Raw genomic sequence first — 17298 nt, forward strand, 5'->3', positions numbered from 1 at the left:
GCAGCAAGTCAACTTTCCCTGCGCGGCGTAGCATGGGAGGTTTTGGCGCCCTGTGCGGCGCGAAACGTGGAGAGGGCTGTGCCGCGCTCCGGGGCGTCGGCGGCCGTCCGCGGCATCGGCTGCGGGCGGCTTCGTCGTCGCGCGCCGTCCGGCAAACGGGGGCGGGTTTTGCCTGCAACCTTAAATCAGTAAGCCCATGTCGGGCAGCTATGGATGATGCCGCAGCCGTGCGGCGGATTTGCCACAAGAGAGGTCGTCATGTCCAACGCCAATCAGCCCACCTATCCTCAGCCGGATTTGGAAGCCTGGAAAAAAGCCGCCGCCAAGCAGGCCCCCGGTGGCGACCTGGACCGGCTCAACTGGATCACGCCGGAAGGGCTGGTGGTCAAGCCTCTTTATACCAAAGCGGATATTGCCGATCTGCCGCACACCGATACTTTGCCGGGTTTTGAGCCCTTCCTGCGCGGTCCGCAGCCGACCATGTACGCGGTCAAGCCCTGGACCATCCGCCAGTACGCGGGTTTTTCGACCGCCGAAGAATCCAATGCGTTTTACCGCAAGGCGCTCGCCGCCGGCGGTCAGGGTGTGTCGGTGGCCTTCGACCTGGCCACCCATCGCGGTTACGACTCCGACAACCCGCGCGTGGTTGGCGACGTGGGCAAGGCTGGCGTGGCAATCGATTCGGTCGAGGACATGAAGATCCTGTTCGAGGGCATTCCGCTGGACAAGATTTCCGTGTCGATGACCATGAATGGCGCGGTGCTGCCGATTTTGGCGGGCTACATCGTGGCGGCCGAGGAACAGGGCGTGTCGCAGGACAAGCTCTCGGGGACCATCCAGAACGATATCCTCAAGGAGTTCATGGTCCGCAACACCTATATCTATCCGCCCGCGCCGTCGATGCGGATCATCGCCGATATTTTCCGCTATACCGCGCAGCACATGCCCAAGTTCAACAGCATCTCGATCTCGGGCTATCACATCCAGGAAGCGGGCGCCAACCAGGCGATCGAGCTGGCCTTCACGCTGGCCGACGGTCTCGAATATGTCCGCACCGGCATCGCCGCCGGCATGGACGTGGACACCTTCGCCGGCCGGCTGTCGTTCTTCTGGGCGGTGGGCATGAACTTCTATCTCGAGATCGCCAAGATGCGCGCCGCGCGTCTGTTGTGGTGGCGGATCATGAAGCAGTTCAACCCGAAGAACCCGAAGTCGATGATGTTGCGCACCCACTCGCAGACCTCGGGCTGGTCGCTGACCGAGCAGGACCCCTACAACAATGTCATCCGCACCACCATCGAGGCGATGGCGGCGGTGTTCGGCGGCACCCAGTCGCTGCACACCAACGCGCTCGACGAGGCGATCGCGCTGCCCACCGAGTTCTCGGCGCGGATTGCGCGCAACACCCAGATCATCATCCAGGAAGAAACCCACATCTGTAGCGTGGTCGATCCCTGGGCTGGCTCCTACATGATGGAAAAGCTCACCCAGGACATGGCCGACAAGGCTTGGGCGCTGATCGAGGAGATCGAGGCGATGGGCGGCATGACCCGGGCGGTGGAGTCCGGTTGGGCCAAGATGAAGATCGAAGAATGCGCGGCCGAAAAACAGGCGCGCATCGATTCGGGCAAAGACGTGATCGTCGGTGTCAATAAATACCGGCTTGAAAAAGAAGATCCGATCGAAATCCTCGACATCGACAACCATGCGGTGCGCGAAGCCCAGATCGCCAGGCTAAAGAAGATCCGCGCGAGCCGCGACAGCGCCGCGGTACAGGCAGCACTCGATGCGCTCACCCGTTGTGCTGAGACCGGTGAAGGCAATCTGCTGGACCTCAGCGTCAAAGCCATCCGTCTGCGCGCCACCGTGGGCGAGGTGTCCGACGCGCTGGAAAAAGTATTTGGCCGCTACCGCGCCAACCCGCAAGCGGTCTCGGGCGTGTATGGCGCGGTGGTGGAAGATCAGGCGGACTGGAAGGCGCTCAAAGCCGACATCGAAGCCTTTATTGCCGAGGAAGGCCGTCGCCCGCGGGTGATGATCGCCAAGCTCGGCCAGGACGGCCATGACCGCGGGGCCAAGGTGGTGGCCTCGGCCTTCGCCGACCTGGGCTTCGATATCGACATCGGTCCGCTGTTTCAGACGCCGGAAGAAGCCGCCCGCCACGCAGTCGAAAACGATGTGCATGCGGTCGGCTGCTCCAGTTTGGCGGCCGGTCACAAAACTCTGGTGCCGCAGATCGTTGCCGAACTGAAAAAGCTCGGCGCCGATGACATCATCGTCTTTGTCGGCGGTGTCATCCCGGTGCAGGACTATGACGCGCTGTATGCTGCGGGTGCCAAGGGCATCTTCGGACCGGGCACCCCCATTCCGAAGGCCGCGCGCGAAGTGCTCAGGCAGATTCGCGCCGCCAAAGCCGGCGCCTGAGGCCAAGTAGTGAACCGAGCGCAGGCGCTGCCGCCGCAGCTAGACGCCGCCGACCGCGCCCTGGTCGATGGCGTTCTCGCCCGCCAGCTGCGGCCGCTGGCCAAGACCATCACTCTGATCGAGTCGCAGCGCGCCGATCACCAGGCACGCGCACAAGCGGTGCTCGATGCGCTGCTGCCGTACAGCGGCGGTGCAATGCGTGTGGGCATCTCGGGTGTGCCGGGGGTGGGCAAGTCCACCTTCATCGAAGCGCTGGGTTTATATCTGATCGAGCAAGGCTTACGGGTGGCGGTACTGGCGGTCGATCCTTCGTCGTCGCTCTCCGGCGGCTCCATCCTGGGTGACAAAACCCGCATGGAGCGGCTCAGCCAAAACCCGGCGGCCTACATCCGCCCAAGCCCTTCGGCGGGCAGCCTGGGCGGGGTGGCCGAAAAAACCCGCGAAACGCTGTTGGTGTGCGAAGCGGCTGGCTTTGACGTGATCATCGTGGAAACCGTGGGGGTGGGCCAATCCGAGACTGCAGTCGCCAACATGACCGATATTTTCTGCCTGCTGCAACTGCCCAATGCCGGCGACGATTTGCAAGGCATCAAGAAAGGCATCATGGAGCTGGCCGATCTGGTGGTGGTCAATAAAGCCGACATCGACGTCGCCGCGGCCATGCGCGCACAGGCCCAACTCAAGAGCGCACTCCATATGCTGCGCCCGACCAGCCCCAACTGGTCGCCCCCGGTGCTGACTCTGTCTGCGCTCAAAAAGCAGGGCATTGCCGAGTTCTGGCGTACCGTGTGCGACTATCGCGACACCATGAACAGGAGCGGCGAGTTCACCGCCAAACGCCGCCGTCAGGCGCTGGCCTGGATGTGGGAGTTGATCGATGCCGGCCTGCGTGCCCGCTTCCGTAGCCACCCGCAGGTGCGGGCAGCGCTGCCGGAACTGGCCGAGGCGGTCGAGCGCGGCCAAACCACGCCATCGGCCGCTGCGTTGCGCCTGCTGCAACACTTGAACTAGGACGCCACCCGATCTGCACCGCCGGCTCGCCGCGCGCGCCGGACAACCGGAAAACTGTAAGGAGGTCATCAATGCACGAAATCATCCGCCAGCTGGATGACAAGCGCCAGAAAGCCCGCCTCGGCGGCGGCCAGAAGCGCATCGACGCCCAGCACGCCAAGGGTAAGCTCACCGCGCGCGAGCGTATCGAACTGTTGCTCGACGAAGGCAGTTTCGAAGAATGGGACATGTTCAAGGAGCACCGTTGCACCGACTTCGGCATGGACGCGGAAGCGATTCCGGGCGATGGCGTGGTGACCGGCTATGGCACCGTCAATGGCCGTCTGGTGTTTGTCTTCAGCCAGGACTTCACGGTGTTCGGCGGCTCGCTGTCCGAGACCCACGCGGAAAAAATCTGCAAGGTCATGGATCATGCGATGAAAGTCGGCGCCCCGGTGATCGGGCTCAACGACTCGGGCGGCGCCCGCATCCAGGAAGGGGTGGATTCGCTCGGCGGCTACGCCGACGTGTTCCAGCGCAACGTGCTGGCCTCCGGCGTGATCCCGCAGATTTCCATGATCATGGGCCCTTGCGCCGGCGGGGCGGTGTATTCGCCGTCGATGACCGACTTCATCTTCATGGTCAAAGACTCCTCCTACATGTTCGTCACCGGTCCTGACGTGGTCAAGACCGTGACCCACGAGGAAGTGACCGCCGAGGAACTGGGCGGTGCGGTGACTCACACCACCAAGTCGGGCGTGGCCGATCTGGCGTTTGAAAACGATGTCGAGGCGCTCGCCCAACTGCGCCGCTTCATCGATTTTCTGCCACTCTCCAACCGCGAAAAACCCCCGGTGCGTCCTACTGACGATCCGGCCGACCGCATGGATGAGTCGCTCGACACCCTGGTGCCATCCAACCCGAACCAGCCCTATGACATGAAGGAGCTGATCGTCAAGGTGGTCGACGAAGGTGACTTTTTCGAGCTCGCCCCCGACTACGCCAAGAACATCATCATCGGCTTTGGCCGCATGGAAGGGCAGACCGTCGGTTTCGTTGCCAACCAGCCCCTGGTGCTGGCCGGCTGCCTAGACATCAAAAGCTCGATCAAGGCGGCGCGCTTCGTGCGCTTTTGCGACGCCTTCAACATCCCGGTGGTGACCTTCGTGGACGTGCCCGGCTTCATGCCTGGCACCAGCCAGGAATACGGCGGCATCATCAAGCACGGCGCCAAGCTGCTCTACGCCTATGCCGAATGCACCGTGCCCAAAGTCACCGTGATTACCCGCAAGGCGTATGGCGGCGCCTATGACGTGATGAGCTCCAAGCACCTGCGCGGCGATGTGAATCTTGCCTGGCCGAGCGCCGAGATCGCGGTGATGGGCCCGAAAGGCGCGGTGGAGATCATCTTCCGCGAAGAAAAGAACGACCCCGAGAAAATCGCCGCCCGCGAAGCCGAATACAAGGAGAAGTTCGCCAACCCGTTCGTGGCCGCACGCCGCGGCTTCATCGACGATGTGATCATGCCGCATGCCACCCGCAAGCGCATCTGCCGCTCGCTGGCGATGTTGCGCGACAAGCAGCTCGACAACCCGTGGCGCAAGCACGGCAACATCCCGCTCTGACTGCCATGGATGTGGTGACCGAGTCTGTGCTGACCTGCCCGCAATGCGGGCACCGCAGCACGGAACAAATGCCTGAGGACGTCTGCATTTATTTCTTTGAATGCCCGGCGTGTCATACCCTGCTTCGTCCCAAGCAGGGCGATTGCTGCGTGTTCTGCTCCTACGGCTCGGTGCCATGTCCGCCCATTCAGAAAGACTCCCGGCATGACTGCTGCCGCTGAACGAGGAAAGACTCGCATGTTCAAGAAAATTCTAATCGCCAACCGCGGTGAAATCGCCTGCCGCGTGATCAAAACCGCCCGCAAGATGGGCATTCGGACCGTTGCGGTGTATTCCGAGGCTGATCGCGACGCGCTGCATGTGGACATGGCCGATGAGGCGGTGTGCATCGGGCCGGCACCGTCCAAGGAATCTTACCTGGTCATGGACCGTATCATCGCCGCTTGCAAAAAGACCGGCGCCGAAGCGGTGCATCCCGGCTACGGTTTTTTGTCCGAAAACGCTGAGTTTTCCCGTCGTCTGGAAGAGGCAGGTATTACCTTCATCGGCCCCAAGCATTACTCGGTGGCCAAGATGGGCGACAAGATCGAGTCCAAGAAGCTCGCCATCGAGGCCGGGGTCAACACCATTCCTGGCTATAACGATCCGATTGCCGGCCCCGAGCAGGCGGTGGAAATTGCCTGCAAGATCGGCTACCCAGTGATGATCAAGGCTTCGGCCGGCGGCGGTGGCAAGGGTTTACGGGTGGCCTTCAACGACAAGGAAGCGTTCGAGGGTTTTGCCTCCTGCGTCAACGAGGCCAAGAACTCGTTTGGCGACGACCGGGTGTTTATCGAAAAGTATGTGCTCGAACCGCGCCACATCGAAATTCAGGTGCTGGGAGATTCCCACGGCAACTATGTGTATTTGAACGAGCGCGACTGCTCGATTCAGCGCCGCCACCAGAAAGTCATCGAGGAAGCGCCCAGCCCCTTCGTCGACCCCGAGATGCGCCGCGCCATGGGCGAGCAAGCGGTGGCCTTGGCGCGCGCGGTGAAATACGAGTCGGCCGGCACGGTCGAGTTCGTGGTCTCCGGGGCGACCAAAGAATTCTACTTTTTGGAGATGAACACCCGTTTGCAGGTGGAACATCCGGTCACCGAGCTGATTACCGGCCTGGATCTGGTCGAGCAAATGATCCGTGTGGCCGCTGGCGAGAAACTCTCCATCACTCAGGCCGATGTGAAGATCGACGGCTGGGCGATGGAATGCCGGATCAACGCCGAAGACCCCTTCCGCGGTTTTCTGCCCTCCACGGGCCGGCTGGTGAAATTCCAGCCGCCGGTCGAAGTACCGGGGCAGGTACGGGTGGATACCGGCGTCTATGAAGGCGGCGAAATCTCGATGTATTACGACTCGATGATCGCCAAGCTGATCACTCACGGCGCTAGCCGCGATCAGGCCATCGAACGCATGCGCGAGGCGCTCAATGCCTTCGTGATCCGGGGTATCAGCTCCAACATTCCCTTCCAGGCCGCGCTGATGCAGCATCCGTGCTTCATGTCGGGCATCTTCGATACCGGCTTCATCGCCAAGGAATACCCGCACGGGTTCGATGCCACGCTGGTGCCGCACGACGACCCGCTGTTGTTCGTCACCGTGGCGGCCGCGGTGCACCGCGCGCATGAGGATCGCGACGCGAAAATTTCCGGCCAAATGCCGGGGCATGAACGGGTGGTCGGTGAGGACTACACCGTAATCCGTGGCGAGGCCCGCACCGCGGTCAAGGTCGTGCCTGCCACCGGCGGTTACGATGTCGCCGTGGGCGGAGAAACCTTCGCGGTACGCACCGGCTGGCGGTTTGGCGAGATTTTGGTCAGCGGCACGGTCAACGGTCGGCCCTTCACCCTGCAAATGGAAAAGAACGGCTTCAAATACCGCATGACCCACAATGGCACCCAGGCCACCATGATGGTGATGAGCGCCCGTTGGGCCGAGCTGCAAGCGTTGATGCCGGTCAAACTGCCACCGGACATGTCCAAATTCCTGCTCTCGCCTATGCCCGGCCTGCTGCGCGAGGTCGCCGTGGCCGAGGGGCAGGAAGTGAAGGCCGGCGAGCGGCTTGCCGTCATCGAGGCGATGAAGATGGAAAACGTGCTCAAAGCCGAGCAGGACGGCAAGGTGAAAAAAGTGGTTGCCAAACCGGGCGCGAGTTTGGCTGTGGATGAAATCATCATCGAGTTCGAATAAGCGTCTCCGGCAAGTTGTTTGTTCGATGGGGAGGGAGGCCCGCCGCTTGCGGCGGGCACCTGTCGAGGGAGGGCCTGCGTAAGCAGGCCTTTTTTTCTTTGGGGGCGCGCCTGACGGAATTCAGGGCGCGAGCGAACTTTTGGGTTTGCGTTCAGTCGTATTTGCACAAAACAAGTTGGGGCAATAAGATGGCGGCGCTATCGGTTGCCACTTTGCGGTGGCAACGGCGACTGGAACAGCGGCGGGTCGCTTTTTTCCGCGACATCCCCAAACACCGCCGCCCGCTGGCATCGATCTAGTGCCGGCGCCAAGCCGGCAAGCCCGGGCGAGGGGTGTCAGCACCGGCTGTTCAGGGAGGCAGTCGTCCGTTGAGCAGTCCGTCCGGCGCCTCGAATGAACCAAAGGAGATGTCAATGCAAGCCCAGATTCAGACGCTCAAACCGCAATGGTCGATTCTCAGGCCCCGGGGCCGTGTCGAGCCCGCGCCCTTCAAGGTCTATACCCAGCGTGATCTTGATCGCATTGCGCCGTTGGCGCGCCTGTCCGAGGAGGCCCGCTTCGAGATGCGGGTGGTGTCCTCGGTGTTGCCGTTCCGGGTCAACCAGTACGTCATCGACGAGCTGATCGACTGGGAAAACATCCCAGCCGACCCCATCTACCAGCTCACCTTCCCGCAGCGCGGCATGCTGGCGCCGGCCCATTACGATCGCGTGGCCGAACTGCTGCGCAGTGGCGCGTCCAAGGAGGCGCTCGCCCGTGTGGTCGACGAGGTGCGCCACGAGTTGAACCCGCACCCGGCAGACCAGATGGAAATGAACATGCCGCGCGACGACGAAGGTCATCGTCTGGGCGGCATCCAGCACAAGTACCGAGAGACGGTGCTGTTCTTCCCCAGCCAGGGGCAGACCTGCCACGCCTACTGCACCTTCTGTTTCCGCTGGGCCCAGTTCGTCGGCGACAAGGCGCTGCGCATGGCCAGTTCCGAGGCCGCGGTGCTGCACAACTACCTGCGCGCCCACCCGGAAGTCACCGACTTGCTGTTTACCGGTGGCGATCCGATGGTGATGAAGACCGCGCATCTGAAGAGCTACGTCGAGCCGCTGCTCGCGCCCGAGTTCGACCATATCCGCACGATCCGTATCGGCACTAAAGCGCTCAGCTTCTGGCCGCACCGATTTGTTTTTGCCGAGGATGCGGACGGCTTGATCGAGCTACTCGAGCGCGTCGTCGAGTCGGGCAAGCAGCTGGCGATCATGGCGCACTACAACCACTGGAAGGAACTGGATACCGAGGTCGCCCAGGCCGCGATCCGCCGCCTGCGCGGCACCGGTGCGGTGATCCGTGCCCAGGGGCCGCTGATCGCTCATATCAACGACGACCCTGCGGTGTGGGCACGGCTGTGGCAGAAAGAAGTGGAGCTGGGCATCGTGCCCTACTACATGTTCGTCGAGCGCGATACCGGTGCCCGCAACTACTTTGAGGTGCCGCTGGTGCGCGCCTGGGAGATTTACCGCGAGGCCATTCAGCAGGTTTCCGGCCTGGCGCGCACGGTGCGCGGGCCCAGCATGTCGGCCAGCCCGGGCAAGGTCGAGGTGCAGGGCGTGGCCGAGATTGTCGGGGAGAAGGTCTTCGTGCTGCGCTTCATCCAGGGGCGCAACCCGGACTGGGTGCAGCGGCCGTTCTTTGCCAAGTACGACGACAAGGCCACCTGGCTCAACCACTTGAGGCCTGCTTTTGGCGAGGAAAAGTGGTTTTGGGAAGACGAGTACGCAGCCATCCGCAAGGCCAAGCTCTCGGTTGCGGCCTGAGCGGAGTTGGCGGGCCATCGACGGACACCGCGCCGCGGGACGGTGTCCGTGGGTTTTAACCGGCTTGCGTTCAGTTGGCTAGTTTGGAGAAGGCTTCGATGACCTCGGGCGGCGCCTGCACCAGCTCGATCAATACGCCTTCCCCGCCGATCGGGAACGCTTCATTGCCCTTTGGGTGCAGGAAGGTGATGTCGTAGCCGGCGGCTCCGCGACGGATGCCCCCGGGAGCAAAGCGCACGCCGTGAGCGCTCAGCCATTCCACCGCTTTGGGCAGGTCATCGACCCACAGGCCGACGTGGTTGAGCGGGGTGGTGTGTACCGCCGGTTTCTTCTCCGGGTCGAGCGGCTGCATCAGGTCGACTTCGACCTTGAAAGGTCCTTTCCCGATCGCGCAGATGTCCTCATCGACGTTCTCGCGCTCGGAGACGAAGTTGCCGGTGACTTCCAGCCCCAGCATATCCACCCACAGGGTGCGCAGTTTGTTTTTGCTGGGGCCGCCGATGGCGATCTGTTGAATGCCGAGGATTTTGAACGGACGTGCGGACATGAGCCGGGCTCCTACAGTGGCTTGGATTAAGAATTCATAATTATGGCGCGACTGGACAAGCATCGCCAGCCGTGGATGATGCGCTAAGCCGCACGGCCCAGTCCGTTCATTCCCAAATGACCTGCGCAGAGAACAAGTAACCGGCGCCATACACCGTTTTGATCAGCCGCGGATTCTGCGGGTCGTCGTCGAGTTTGCGGCGCAGGCGGGAGATGCGCACGTCGATGCTGCGGTCAAACGGGTCCAGGTCACGTTCGCCGAGCAGTTGTTCGCGGCTGAGAATTTTGTTCGGCCGGCGCAGCATCGTCAGCAGCAGGGCGGCTTCCGCGGCAGACAGGTTGATCTCGCGACCGTCGGGGGCGATCAATGCATGGCGGCCTTTGTCAAAGGTCCATTCGGCAAAGCGGGCGAGGCTGGCTTCGCTGGGGGCAGGTTCGGCCGGGGCGGCGCGCTGATAGCGGCGCAGGATGGAGCGCACCCGGGCGACCAGCTCCCGCGGTTCAAAGGGCTTGACGATATAGTCGTCGGCGCCCAGCTCCAAGCCAAGCACCCGGTCGGTGACATCGTTGCGCCCGGTCAGGATGAGCACCGCACAGGGGCTGCCGTCCTGCAGTGCGCGCACCACCTGCATACCGTCCATGTCGGGCAGACCCAGGTCTACGATGCATAAATCGGGCGCGGTTTGCCGGGCGCGGGCAAGCAATTGCTGACCGGTGGTGAGGTGCTCGGAACGAAAACCGTACTCGCCTAAGCTATTGCAGATCAGCCGGGCGATGTCGGGCTCGTCTTCGAGTACCAGGATCAGGGCGTTGGTGTCTTGACGGTTCATGGGCGAGCGGACGTCCTTGCGGGATAGTGTGTGAGTTCGCGCAAGGCGCGCTCGAGCGCTGCGCGATCGAAGGGTTTGCGCAAGACCGGAATGTCCCGGTCGGCGCCGTCGTCCTGCGTGGTTTGGCAGGCATAGCCGGTGATCAGCAAGATTGGCAGCGTCGGGCGCAGGGCGCGCGCATGGGCGGCCAGCTCGCGCCCGTTGAGGCCGCCCGGCATGACCGTATCGGTGACCAGAATGGCGATGTCATCGACCTGCTCCAGCAAGCTGCGCGCTTCCAGACCGTCGCCGGCTTCGATGACCGGATAGCCCAATTCGGTCAGTTGCAGGCGGATGATGCGCCGCACATCCGGTTCGTCTTCGACCAGCAGGACCGGCCCCTTGGGAGGCTGAGGGTGTAGGTGTGTGGTGTCGCCCGTCTGCACAGCCTCGGCGCTCGCCTCGGTGCGCGGCAGCACGAAGGTCACCGTGGTGCCGGCACCGGGCGTGCTGCGCACCCGGATATTGCCCCCGGACTGGCGCACGAAGCCATACACCATCGACAGCCCCAAACCACTGCCGCGACCAAAAGCCTTGGTGGTGAAAAAAGGCTCGAACACCCGAGCCAAGGCTTCCGGTTCGATCCCGCAGCCGGTGTCGCTGACATCGATTTGCACGTAGTCGCCCACCGGCAGTTCCACCAGCATCGACAGACTGTCCGGAATATGACGCTCGGACACCGCAATGGTCAAATCGCCGCCACCGGGCATGGCGTCGCGCGCATTGAGCGCCAGATTGAGCAGTGCGTTCTCCAACTGGTGCGGGTCGACGAAGGCGTACAAAGCCTTGTCCGGCAAGCGAGTGTGGATGCGCACGTTCTCGGTCAAGGTGCGCGCCAGCAAGCGGGTCATGTTGTGGACCAGTGCGCCGACTTCCACTGCGCAGGGCTCCAGGGTTTGACGGCGCGAGAAGGTCAGCAGGCGGCGGATCAGCTCGGCCCCGCGCTGGGCGGCATGCAGTGCCGGGTCGACGAACTCGCAGGCCGCGTCGCCGGCCGGCAGGCGCTCCTTGAGCGCGGCAAGGTTGCCGATGATGATGGATAGCAGGTTGTTGAAGTCATGGGCCAAGCCGCCGGTGAGCTGGCCCACCGCCTCCATCTTCTGCGCCTGCACCAGGGCGGCCTGGCTGGCCTTCTGCTCGGTGATGTCGATCGACAGCACGAAGTAGCCCTTGAAACCGCCTTCCAGCGAGACATCCGGCACCACCACGCTGCGCGCATAGACGGTGCGACCCTCGGCGTTTTTACGCGCATATTCGTAACTGACCCGTTCGCCCTGTTCGGCTTCGGCCAAATGCGGTTGGATGGTCGCGTAGGCTTGCGGACCGAAAACCTCGGCGATCGATTTATCGACGATGCTTTCTTTGGTTTCGCCAAACCATTCAGCGTAAGCGCGGTTGGCAAAGCGGTAGCGCTGGCCGGCATCCACATGGGCGATCATCGCCGGAATGGCGTCGAGGATCAGCCGCAGGCGTTCTTCGGACAAACGCAGCGCCCGGGCGATCTGGTCGATTTCGCGGTTGGCGCGTTCGAGCTCCGCGGTGCGCTCGCGTACCCGCGCCTCGAGTTGGGCATTCTGTTCTTGGATGACGCGCTCGGCGCGGCGTTGCTCGGTGATATCGGTCCACAGCGACACAAAGCCGAGATTGGGGATGGGCACCCCGCGCACCGCCAGCACCCGGCCGTTGGGGCGCGCGCGTTCGACATAATGCGGCTCGAAGGCACGCGCCGACGCCATGCGCTCGGCCACCAATTGCTCAACGTCACCATCGCCGTATTCGCCGCGCTCGGCGTTGAAACGCACAAAGGCTTCAAAGGGGGTGCCGACACGAACCAGAGACTCGGGAAAATCGAGCAAACGCAGCAGTGCTTTGTTCCAAGTCACCAGCTTCGGTGTGGCGTCGAACACCGCGATGGCTTGATCGAGCAGATCCAGCCCGGCCAGCAACAGATCATAGCGCCGGCGCTGCTCCGGCGTGAGCGAGGTGAACGGTTCGGTGGCTTCGACCGGCTTGGGCATCTGCGCTGTGCGTCTCCGTCTGCCTGATAGGGGGTGTGTCAAACCCGGGTGTTTTGCCGCAAGGCTGGCATAAAACCCAGGCCTGCGCACGCTGCGGCGCGGCAGCATCGTCGCCAGAATTGACGTTTGCGTCAACGCGAAGTGCGATGGCTGTGACCGTTCAGCCCCGTTTGCGGTAGTGCTCCGGCGACATGCCGGTCCAGCCGACGAAGGCCCGATAGAAGGCCGACGGATCGGCATAGCCCAGCTCGGCGGCCAGTTCGCCAATCGGTTGGCGGGTTTTGGTCAACCGTGCAATGGCGATGTCACGGCGCAAGGCATCTTTGATTGCGCGGTAGCTCGAACCTTCCTCGCTCAGCCGGCGCGCCAGGGTGCGCACCGAAAGGTGCAGACGGGCGGCCACTGCCTGAGCGGACAGCATGTCGGGCAAGGCATCGCGCAGCGCATTGCGCACCCGCATCACCATCTCGCGGTCGCGTCGATAAAGCATGGTAATGCGACCGGGCGCGCCGTCCAAGAAGCGTTCCAGCGCGGCCTCGTCGCGGCGCAGTGGCAGGTCGAGCAGATTGGCCTGAAAGCGGGCGATCAGGCGATCGGCATCGAAGCTGGAGCGGGCGGTATAGACCAGCGCATAGTCGTCCGCATGCGGCGGGCGCGGATAGGGGAAGGCCACCGCATCCAGCGCCAAGCCGCGGCCGACAAACCAGCAGGCGACCCCATGTATCAGCCGCAGCAGCCACTCGAAGGCGAACACCCGGCCCGGATCGGTGGCGTGTTCGGCCAGCGCCCGGGTTTCGCGGATTTCCAAAAAAGCCTGCGTGCCTTCACGGTGTATGCTCAGTGCCAGATCGGGCAAACACAGGCGCAGAAAGCGCGCAGCGCGCTCTAAGGCGACGCCCAGCGTGGACGAGCCCAGCATGCCGCGGCATAAGAACTCAAAAAAACCGGGCGCGATCTTGCGTTCGAACAGCCCAAACCCTTCGTCGTCCAGCGCAAGGATGATGCGGTTGTATAAATCGGCATAGCGTTGTACCGGAATCCGACTGGCCGGCTCTGCAATGTCGATGCCGGCAGCCGTCAGCAGTGCGCTGGCATCCCGCCCTTGGCGGGCCAGGCCGGCAAGCATGCCGGTGACGAAACCCATGGCAACACTCGCGTGCGAGCGGCTTGCCGGGCGTGTTGTGGCGCAGGGGAGGGCAGCCGAGGAAGTGGCCATCGTGCGATCTGTTGAGCAGTTCCGCGTTTGGCCGATTTTGCATGATCGACGGCGCCAACGGCAATGGCAATCGCTGCGGGGGGCTTCTACCATTGAACGATGAGCCAATTTGCGCAGAGGAGACCGAGATGACCGATTTGAGCGTGGCCAAGAAGCTGACGCCCTACAAGCCCAAGAACAAAGTGCGTTTCGTGACCGCCGCGGCGCTGTTCGACGGCCATGATGCGTCGATCAACATCATGCGCCGTATTTTGCAAAGCACCGGTGTCGAGGTCATTCATCTGGGCCACAACCGTTCGGTGGGTGAAATCGTCAATGCTGCGTTGCAGGAAGATGTTCAGGGCATTGCCGTGACCAGCTACCAAGGTGGGCATGTCGAGTTCTTCAAATACATGATCGATCTGCTGCGCGCCCATGGCGGCGAAAACATCAAGGTTTTCGGCGGCGGCGGCGGGGTGATCGTGCCGTCCGAAATCAAAGAGCTGCACAACTATGGCGTGACCCGCATCTATTCGCCGGAAGATGGCGCCACCATTGGTCTGCAGGGGATGATCAACGATGTGGTCGAGCGTGCGGATTTCGATCTGGCCCATGCCGCCCCGGCCACGGCGGCCGAAATCCTCCAACGTCTGGCCGCCGGTGATCGTCGTACCTTGGCGCGGGTGATTACCGCCTTGGAAAACGGCGCGTATGGCGATGAGATCAAAAAAGCGCTGATCGATGCCGCGGCCAAGACCAAGGTGCCGTCCCTGGGGATTACCGGCACCGGGGGCGCGGGCAAGAGCTCGCTCACCGATGAGCTGGTGCGCCGCTTCCGCCTCGACCAGGAAGACCGCCTCAAGATCGCCATCGTCTCCATCGACCCCTCGCGCAAACGTACCGGGGGGGCGCTATTGGGCGACCGCATCCGCATGAACGCGATCGAGCACGAGAACATCTTCATGCGCTCGCTGGCCACCCGCGATACCGGCTCGGAAGTCTCGGCCGCGCTGCCCGAGGTGATCGCCGCCTGCAAACTCACCGGTTTCGATCTGGTGGTGGTGGAAACCTCCGGGATCGGGCAGGGCGACGCGGCCATTGTGCCGTATGTCGATCTGTCGCTGTATGTCATGACCCCGGAGTTTGGCGCTGCCAGCCAGTTGGAAAAGATCGACATGTTGGATTTTGCCGATTTCGTGGCGATCAACAAGTTCGATCGCAAGGGTGCCGAGGACGCGCTGCGCGATGTGAGAAAGCAATATCAGCGCAATCGCGAACTATTCAACCAGCGCCCGGAGGACATGCCGGTGTTCGGCACCATGGCCGCACGTTTCAACGATGACGGCGTCACCGCGCTCTACCATGCCATCTTCGCCCGCTTGCTGGACAAAGGGCTCAAAGCCAAGAAAGCCGGCAAGTTGCCCAAAGTGGCGGTGAAAGCCTCCTCCAAGGGGCGCGCCATCGTCCCGCCCGAGCGTGCCCGCTATTTGGCCGAAATTGCCGACACGGTGCGCGACTACCACAAGCATGTGCAGCAGCAGGCGCGTGTGGCCCGCGAACGTCAGTCGCTGAAAATCGCCAAGGCGCTGTTCGAGCAATGCGGCAAGGATGTCGCCGGGTTCGATGAGATGATCCAATGGAAGGACGGCGAGCTGACCCCGGCGGCTCGAAAGCTTTTGGAACAGTGGCCCACCGAGAAAGCCCTGTATGCCGCGGACGAGTATGTGGTGAAAATCCGCGACAAGGAAATCCGCACCAAGCTCACCCATGAGTCGCTCTCCGGCAGCAAAATCCGCAAGGTGGCGCTGCCCAATTTCGAAGACGACGGCGAGACGCTCAAATTCCTGATGAAGGAGAATGTGCCCGGCTCCTTCCCGTTTACGGCCGGTGTGTTCGCCTTCAAACGCGAAGGCGAAGACCCCACCCGCATGTTCGCCGGCGAGGGCGACGCCTTCCGTACCAACCGGCGCTTCAAGAAAGTGTCCGAGGGCATGCCGGCGCACCGGCTGTCGACCGCGTTCGATTCGGTCACGCTCTACGGCTGCGACCCCGATCTGCGCCCGGACATCTACGGCAAGATCGGCAACTCCGGGGTGTCGATTGCCACGCTGGACGACATGAAGGTGCTCTATGACGGTTTCGACCTGTGTGCGCCGACCACCTCGGTGTCGATGACCATCAACGGCCCAGCGCCGATCATCCTGGCGTTTTTCTTCAACACCGCTATCGACCAGCAGGTGGAAAAGTTCAAGGCCGACAACGGCCGCGAGCCCACTGACGACGAATACGCCAAGATCCGTGCCTGGACCTTGTCGACCGTGCGCGGCACGGTGCAGGCCGACATCCTCAAAGAGGACCAGGGCCAGAACACCTGCATCTTCTCGACCGAATTTGCGCTGAAGATGATGGGCGACATCCAGGAGTATTTCGTGCACCACAAGGTGCAGAACTTCTACTCGGTGTCGATTTCCGGCTATCACATCGCCGAAGCCGGCGCCAACCCGATTTCACAACTTGCCTTTACGCTGGCCAACGGCTTCACCTACGTCGAGTCGTATCTTGCGCGCGGCATGCACATCGACGACTTCGCGCCCAATCTGAGCTTTTTCTTCAGCAACGGCATGGACCCGGAATACACCGTGATCGGCCGGGTGGCGCGCCGCATCTGGGCGGTGGCGATGAAGAACAAGTACGGTGCCAACGAGCGCAGCCAGAAGCTCAAGTACCATGTGCAAACCTCGGGCCGTTCGCTGCACGCCCAGGAAATGGATTTCAACGACATCCGCACCACGCTGCAGGCGCTGATCGCCATTTACGACAACTGCAACTCGCTGCACACCAACGCCTATGATGAGGCGATCACCACGCCGACCGAAGAATCGGTGCGCCGCGCGATGGCGATCCAACTGATCATCAACCGCGAATGGGGACTGGCCAAGAACGAAAACCCCAACCAAGGCAGCTTCATCATCGAGGAGCTCACCGATTTGGTCGAGGAGGCGGTGCTCAAGGAGTTCGAAGCCATCGCCAGCCGCGGCGGCGTGCTGGGCGCGATGGAAACCGGCTATCAGCGCGGCAAGATTCAGGAAGAATCCCTCTATTACGAGCACAAAAAGCACGACGGCTCTTATCCGATCATCGGCGTCAACACCTTCCGCAATCCCAAAGGCGACGCCCAGGTGGAAATCGAACTGGCGCGCTCGACCGAAGAGGAAAAGCAGTCGCAGCTCAAGCGTCTGGCCGATTTCCAGGCGCGCAACAAGAACGAAGCGCCCAAGTGGTTGGCCAAACTGCAGCAAACCGTGATCGAGAACGGCAATGTGTTCGAAGTGCTGATGGATGCGGTGCGTTACTGCTCCTTGGGTCAGATCACCGGCGCGCTCTACGAGGTGGGCGGCCAGTACCGACGCAGCATGTAAGAAGCGCGCAAAACGGCTTCGAGGCTCATCTCGACCCCGGTGCATGTCGGGGGCGGTAAAGGCGGCGGGCGGACAAGCCCGCCGTTTTGTTTGAGGCCCGCCGTGCGGAACTCACGTCTATGTTGCGCCGCAAGATGGGCGGGATGCGCGGCGCGGGGTAATATTCTGCCGCGAT

General features: G+C 62.5%; 11 protein-coding genes. 7 read left to right on the forward strand and 4 right to left on the reverse strand.

Translation table 11 applies throughout. From position 1 onward, the window contains the following. Positions 1–258: 258 nt before the first annotated feature. From scpA to DIE29_RS02035, 6 genes are all read left to right on the forward strand, one after another. Positions 259–2424 (forward strand): methylmalonyl-CoA mutase, encoded by a 2166-nt coding sequence (scpA, locus tag DIE29_RS02010; RefSeq protein WP_102040807.1) that lies wholly within the window; start codon positions 259–261, stop codon positions 2422–2424. 9 nt (positions 2425–2433) lie between these two features. Then, positions 2434–3435, forward strand: coding sequence for a methylmalonyl Co-A mutase-associated GTPase MeaB (gene meaB, locus DIE29_RS02015; RefSeq protein ID WP_102040808.1), 1002 nt, complete (start codon positions 2434–2436; stop codon positions 3433–3435). A gap of 71 nt (positions 3436–3506) precedes the next feature. Next, a complete protein-coding gene (locus DIE29_RS02020; protein WP_102040809.1) occupies positions 3507–5039 on the forward strand; it encodes an acyl-CoA carboxylase subunit beta in 1533 nt (510 codons plus the stop codon). A 68-nt stretch (positions 5040–5107) separates the two neighbouring features. Then, positions 5108–5260, forward strand: coding sequence for a GDCCVxC domain-containing (seleno)protein (locus DIE29_RS14935; protein ID WP_269467249.1), 153 nt, complete (start codon positions 5108–5110; stop codon positions 5258–5260). A gap of 16 nt (positions 5261–5276) precedes the next feature. Beyond that, a complete protein-coding gene (accC, locus tag DIE29_RS02030) occupies positions 5277–7268 on the forward strand; it encodes an acetyl-CoA carboxylase biotin carboxylase subunit (protein ID WP_114649054.1) in 1992 nt (663 codons plus the stop codon). 413 nt (positions 7269–7681) lie between these two features. Next, entirely contained in the window at positions 7682–9076 is a 1395-nt protein-coding gene (locus DIE29_RS02035; RefSeq protein WP_205409763.1) for a KamA family radical SAM protein, read from the forward strand. 70 nt (positions 9077–9146) lie between these two features. Here DIE29_RS02035 and DIE29_RS02040 read toward each other — a convergent pair whose 3' ends face one another. The 4 genes from DIE29_RS02040 to DIE29_RS02055 all read right to left on the reverse strand — a co-directional run bounded on the left by DIE29_RS02040 (position 9147) and on the right by DIE29_RS02055 (position 13653). Next, the gene (locus DIE29_RS02040; protein WP_114649055.1) at positions 9147–9623 is read right to left on the reverse strand and encodes a VOC family protein; all 477 of its coding nucleotides are present in this window, start codon (positions 9621–9623) and stop codon (positions 9147–9149) included. Between the two features lie 106 nt (positions 9624–9729). Next, positions 9730–10452, reverse strand: coding sequence for a response regulator transcription factor (locus DIE29_RS02045; protein ID WP_114649056.1), 723 nt, complete (start codon positions 10450–10452; stop codon positions 9730–9732). After that, on the reverse strand, positions 10449–12509 hold the full coding sequence (locus tag DIE29_RS02050) for a PAS-domain containing protein (RefSeq protein ID WP_114649057.1): 2061 nt from the start codon (positions 12507–12509) through the stop codon (positions 10449–10451). Before DIE29_RS02050 ends, DIE29_RS02045 begins: the two co-directional genes overlap by 4 nt. A gap of 160 nt (positions 12510–12669) precedes the next feature. Beyond that, positions 12670–13653, reverse strand: coding sequence for an AraC family transcriptional regulator (locus DIE29_RS02055; RefSeq protein ID WP_102040814.1), 984 nt, complete (start codon positions 13651–13653; stop codon positions 12670–12672). Positions 13654–13853: 200 nt separating this feature from the next. On the opposite strand from DIE29_RS02055, the gene icmF reads away from it, so the two are divergent. Continuing rightward, complete coding sequence (gene icmF / locus DIE29_RS02060) at positions 13854–17123, forward strand: fused isobutyryl-CoA mutase/GTPase IcmF (protein WP_108080993.1); 3270 nt, start codon at positions 13854–13856, stop codon at positions 17121–17123. Positions 17124–17298 lie beyond the last annotated feature (175 nt).

It is taken from the genome of Pseudothauera hydrothermalis (genome assembly GCF_003345255.1).
Taxonomy (GTDB): domain Bacteria; phylum Pseudomonadota; class Gammaproteobacteria; order Burkholderiales; family Rhodocyclaceae; genus Pseudothauera; species Pseudothauera hydrothermalis.

What these genes read in the sequence shown, in the direction of transcription:
- DIE29_RS02045 (WP_114649056.1), bottom strand. Translation starts at nt 10,452, where the DNA reads ATGAACCGTCAAGACACCAACGCCCTGATCCTGGTACTCGAAGACGAG.
- DIE29_RS14935 (WP_269467249.1), top strand. Translation starts at nt 5,108, where the DNA reads ATGCCTGAGGACGTCTGCATTTATTTCTTTGAATGCCCGGCGTGTCAT.
- DIE29_RS02035 (WP_205409763.1), top strand. Translation starts at nt 7,682, where the DNA reads ATGCAAGCCCAGATTCAGACGCTCAAACCGCAATGGTCGATTCTCAGG.
- DIE29_RS02040 (WP_114649055.1), bottom strand. Translation starts at nt 9,623, where the DNA reads ATGTCCGCACGTCCGTTCAAAATCCTCGGCATTCAACAGATCGCCATC.
- DIE29_RS02050 (WP_114649057.1), bottom strand. Translation starts at nt 12,509, where the DNA reads ATGCCCAAGCCGGTCGAAGCCACCGAACCGTTCACCTCGCTCACGCCG.
- DIE29_RS02020 (WP_102040809.1), top strand. Translation starts at nt 3,507, where the DNA reads ATGCACGAAATCATCCGCCAGCTGGATGACAAGCGCCAGAAAGCCCGC.
- icmF (WP_108080993.1), top strand. Translation starts at nt 13,854, where the DNA reads ATGACCGATTTGAGCGTGGCCAAGAAGCTGACGCCCTACAAGCCCAAG.
- DIE29_RS02055 (WP_102040814.1), bottom strand. Translation starts at nt 13,653, where the DNA reads ATGGGTTTCGTCACCGGCATGCTTGCCGGCCTGGCCCGCCAAGGGCGG.
- scpA (WP_102040807.1), top strand. Translation starts at nt 259, where the DNA reads ATGTCCAACGCCAATCAGCCCACCTATCCTCAGCCGGATTTGGAAGCC.
- accC (WP_114649054.1), top strand. Translation starts at nt 5,277, where the DNA reads ATGTTCAAGAAAATTCTAATCGCCAACCGCGGTGAAATCGCCTGCCGC.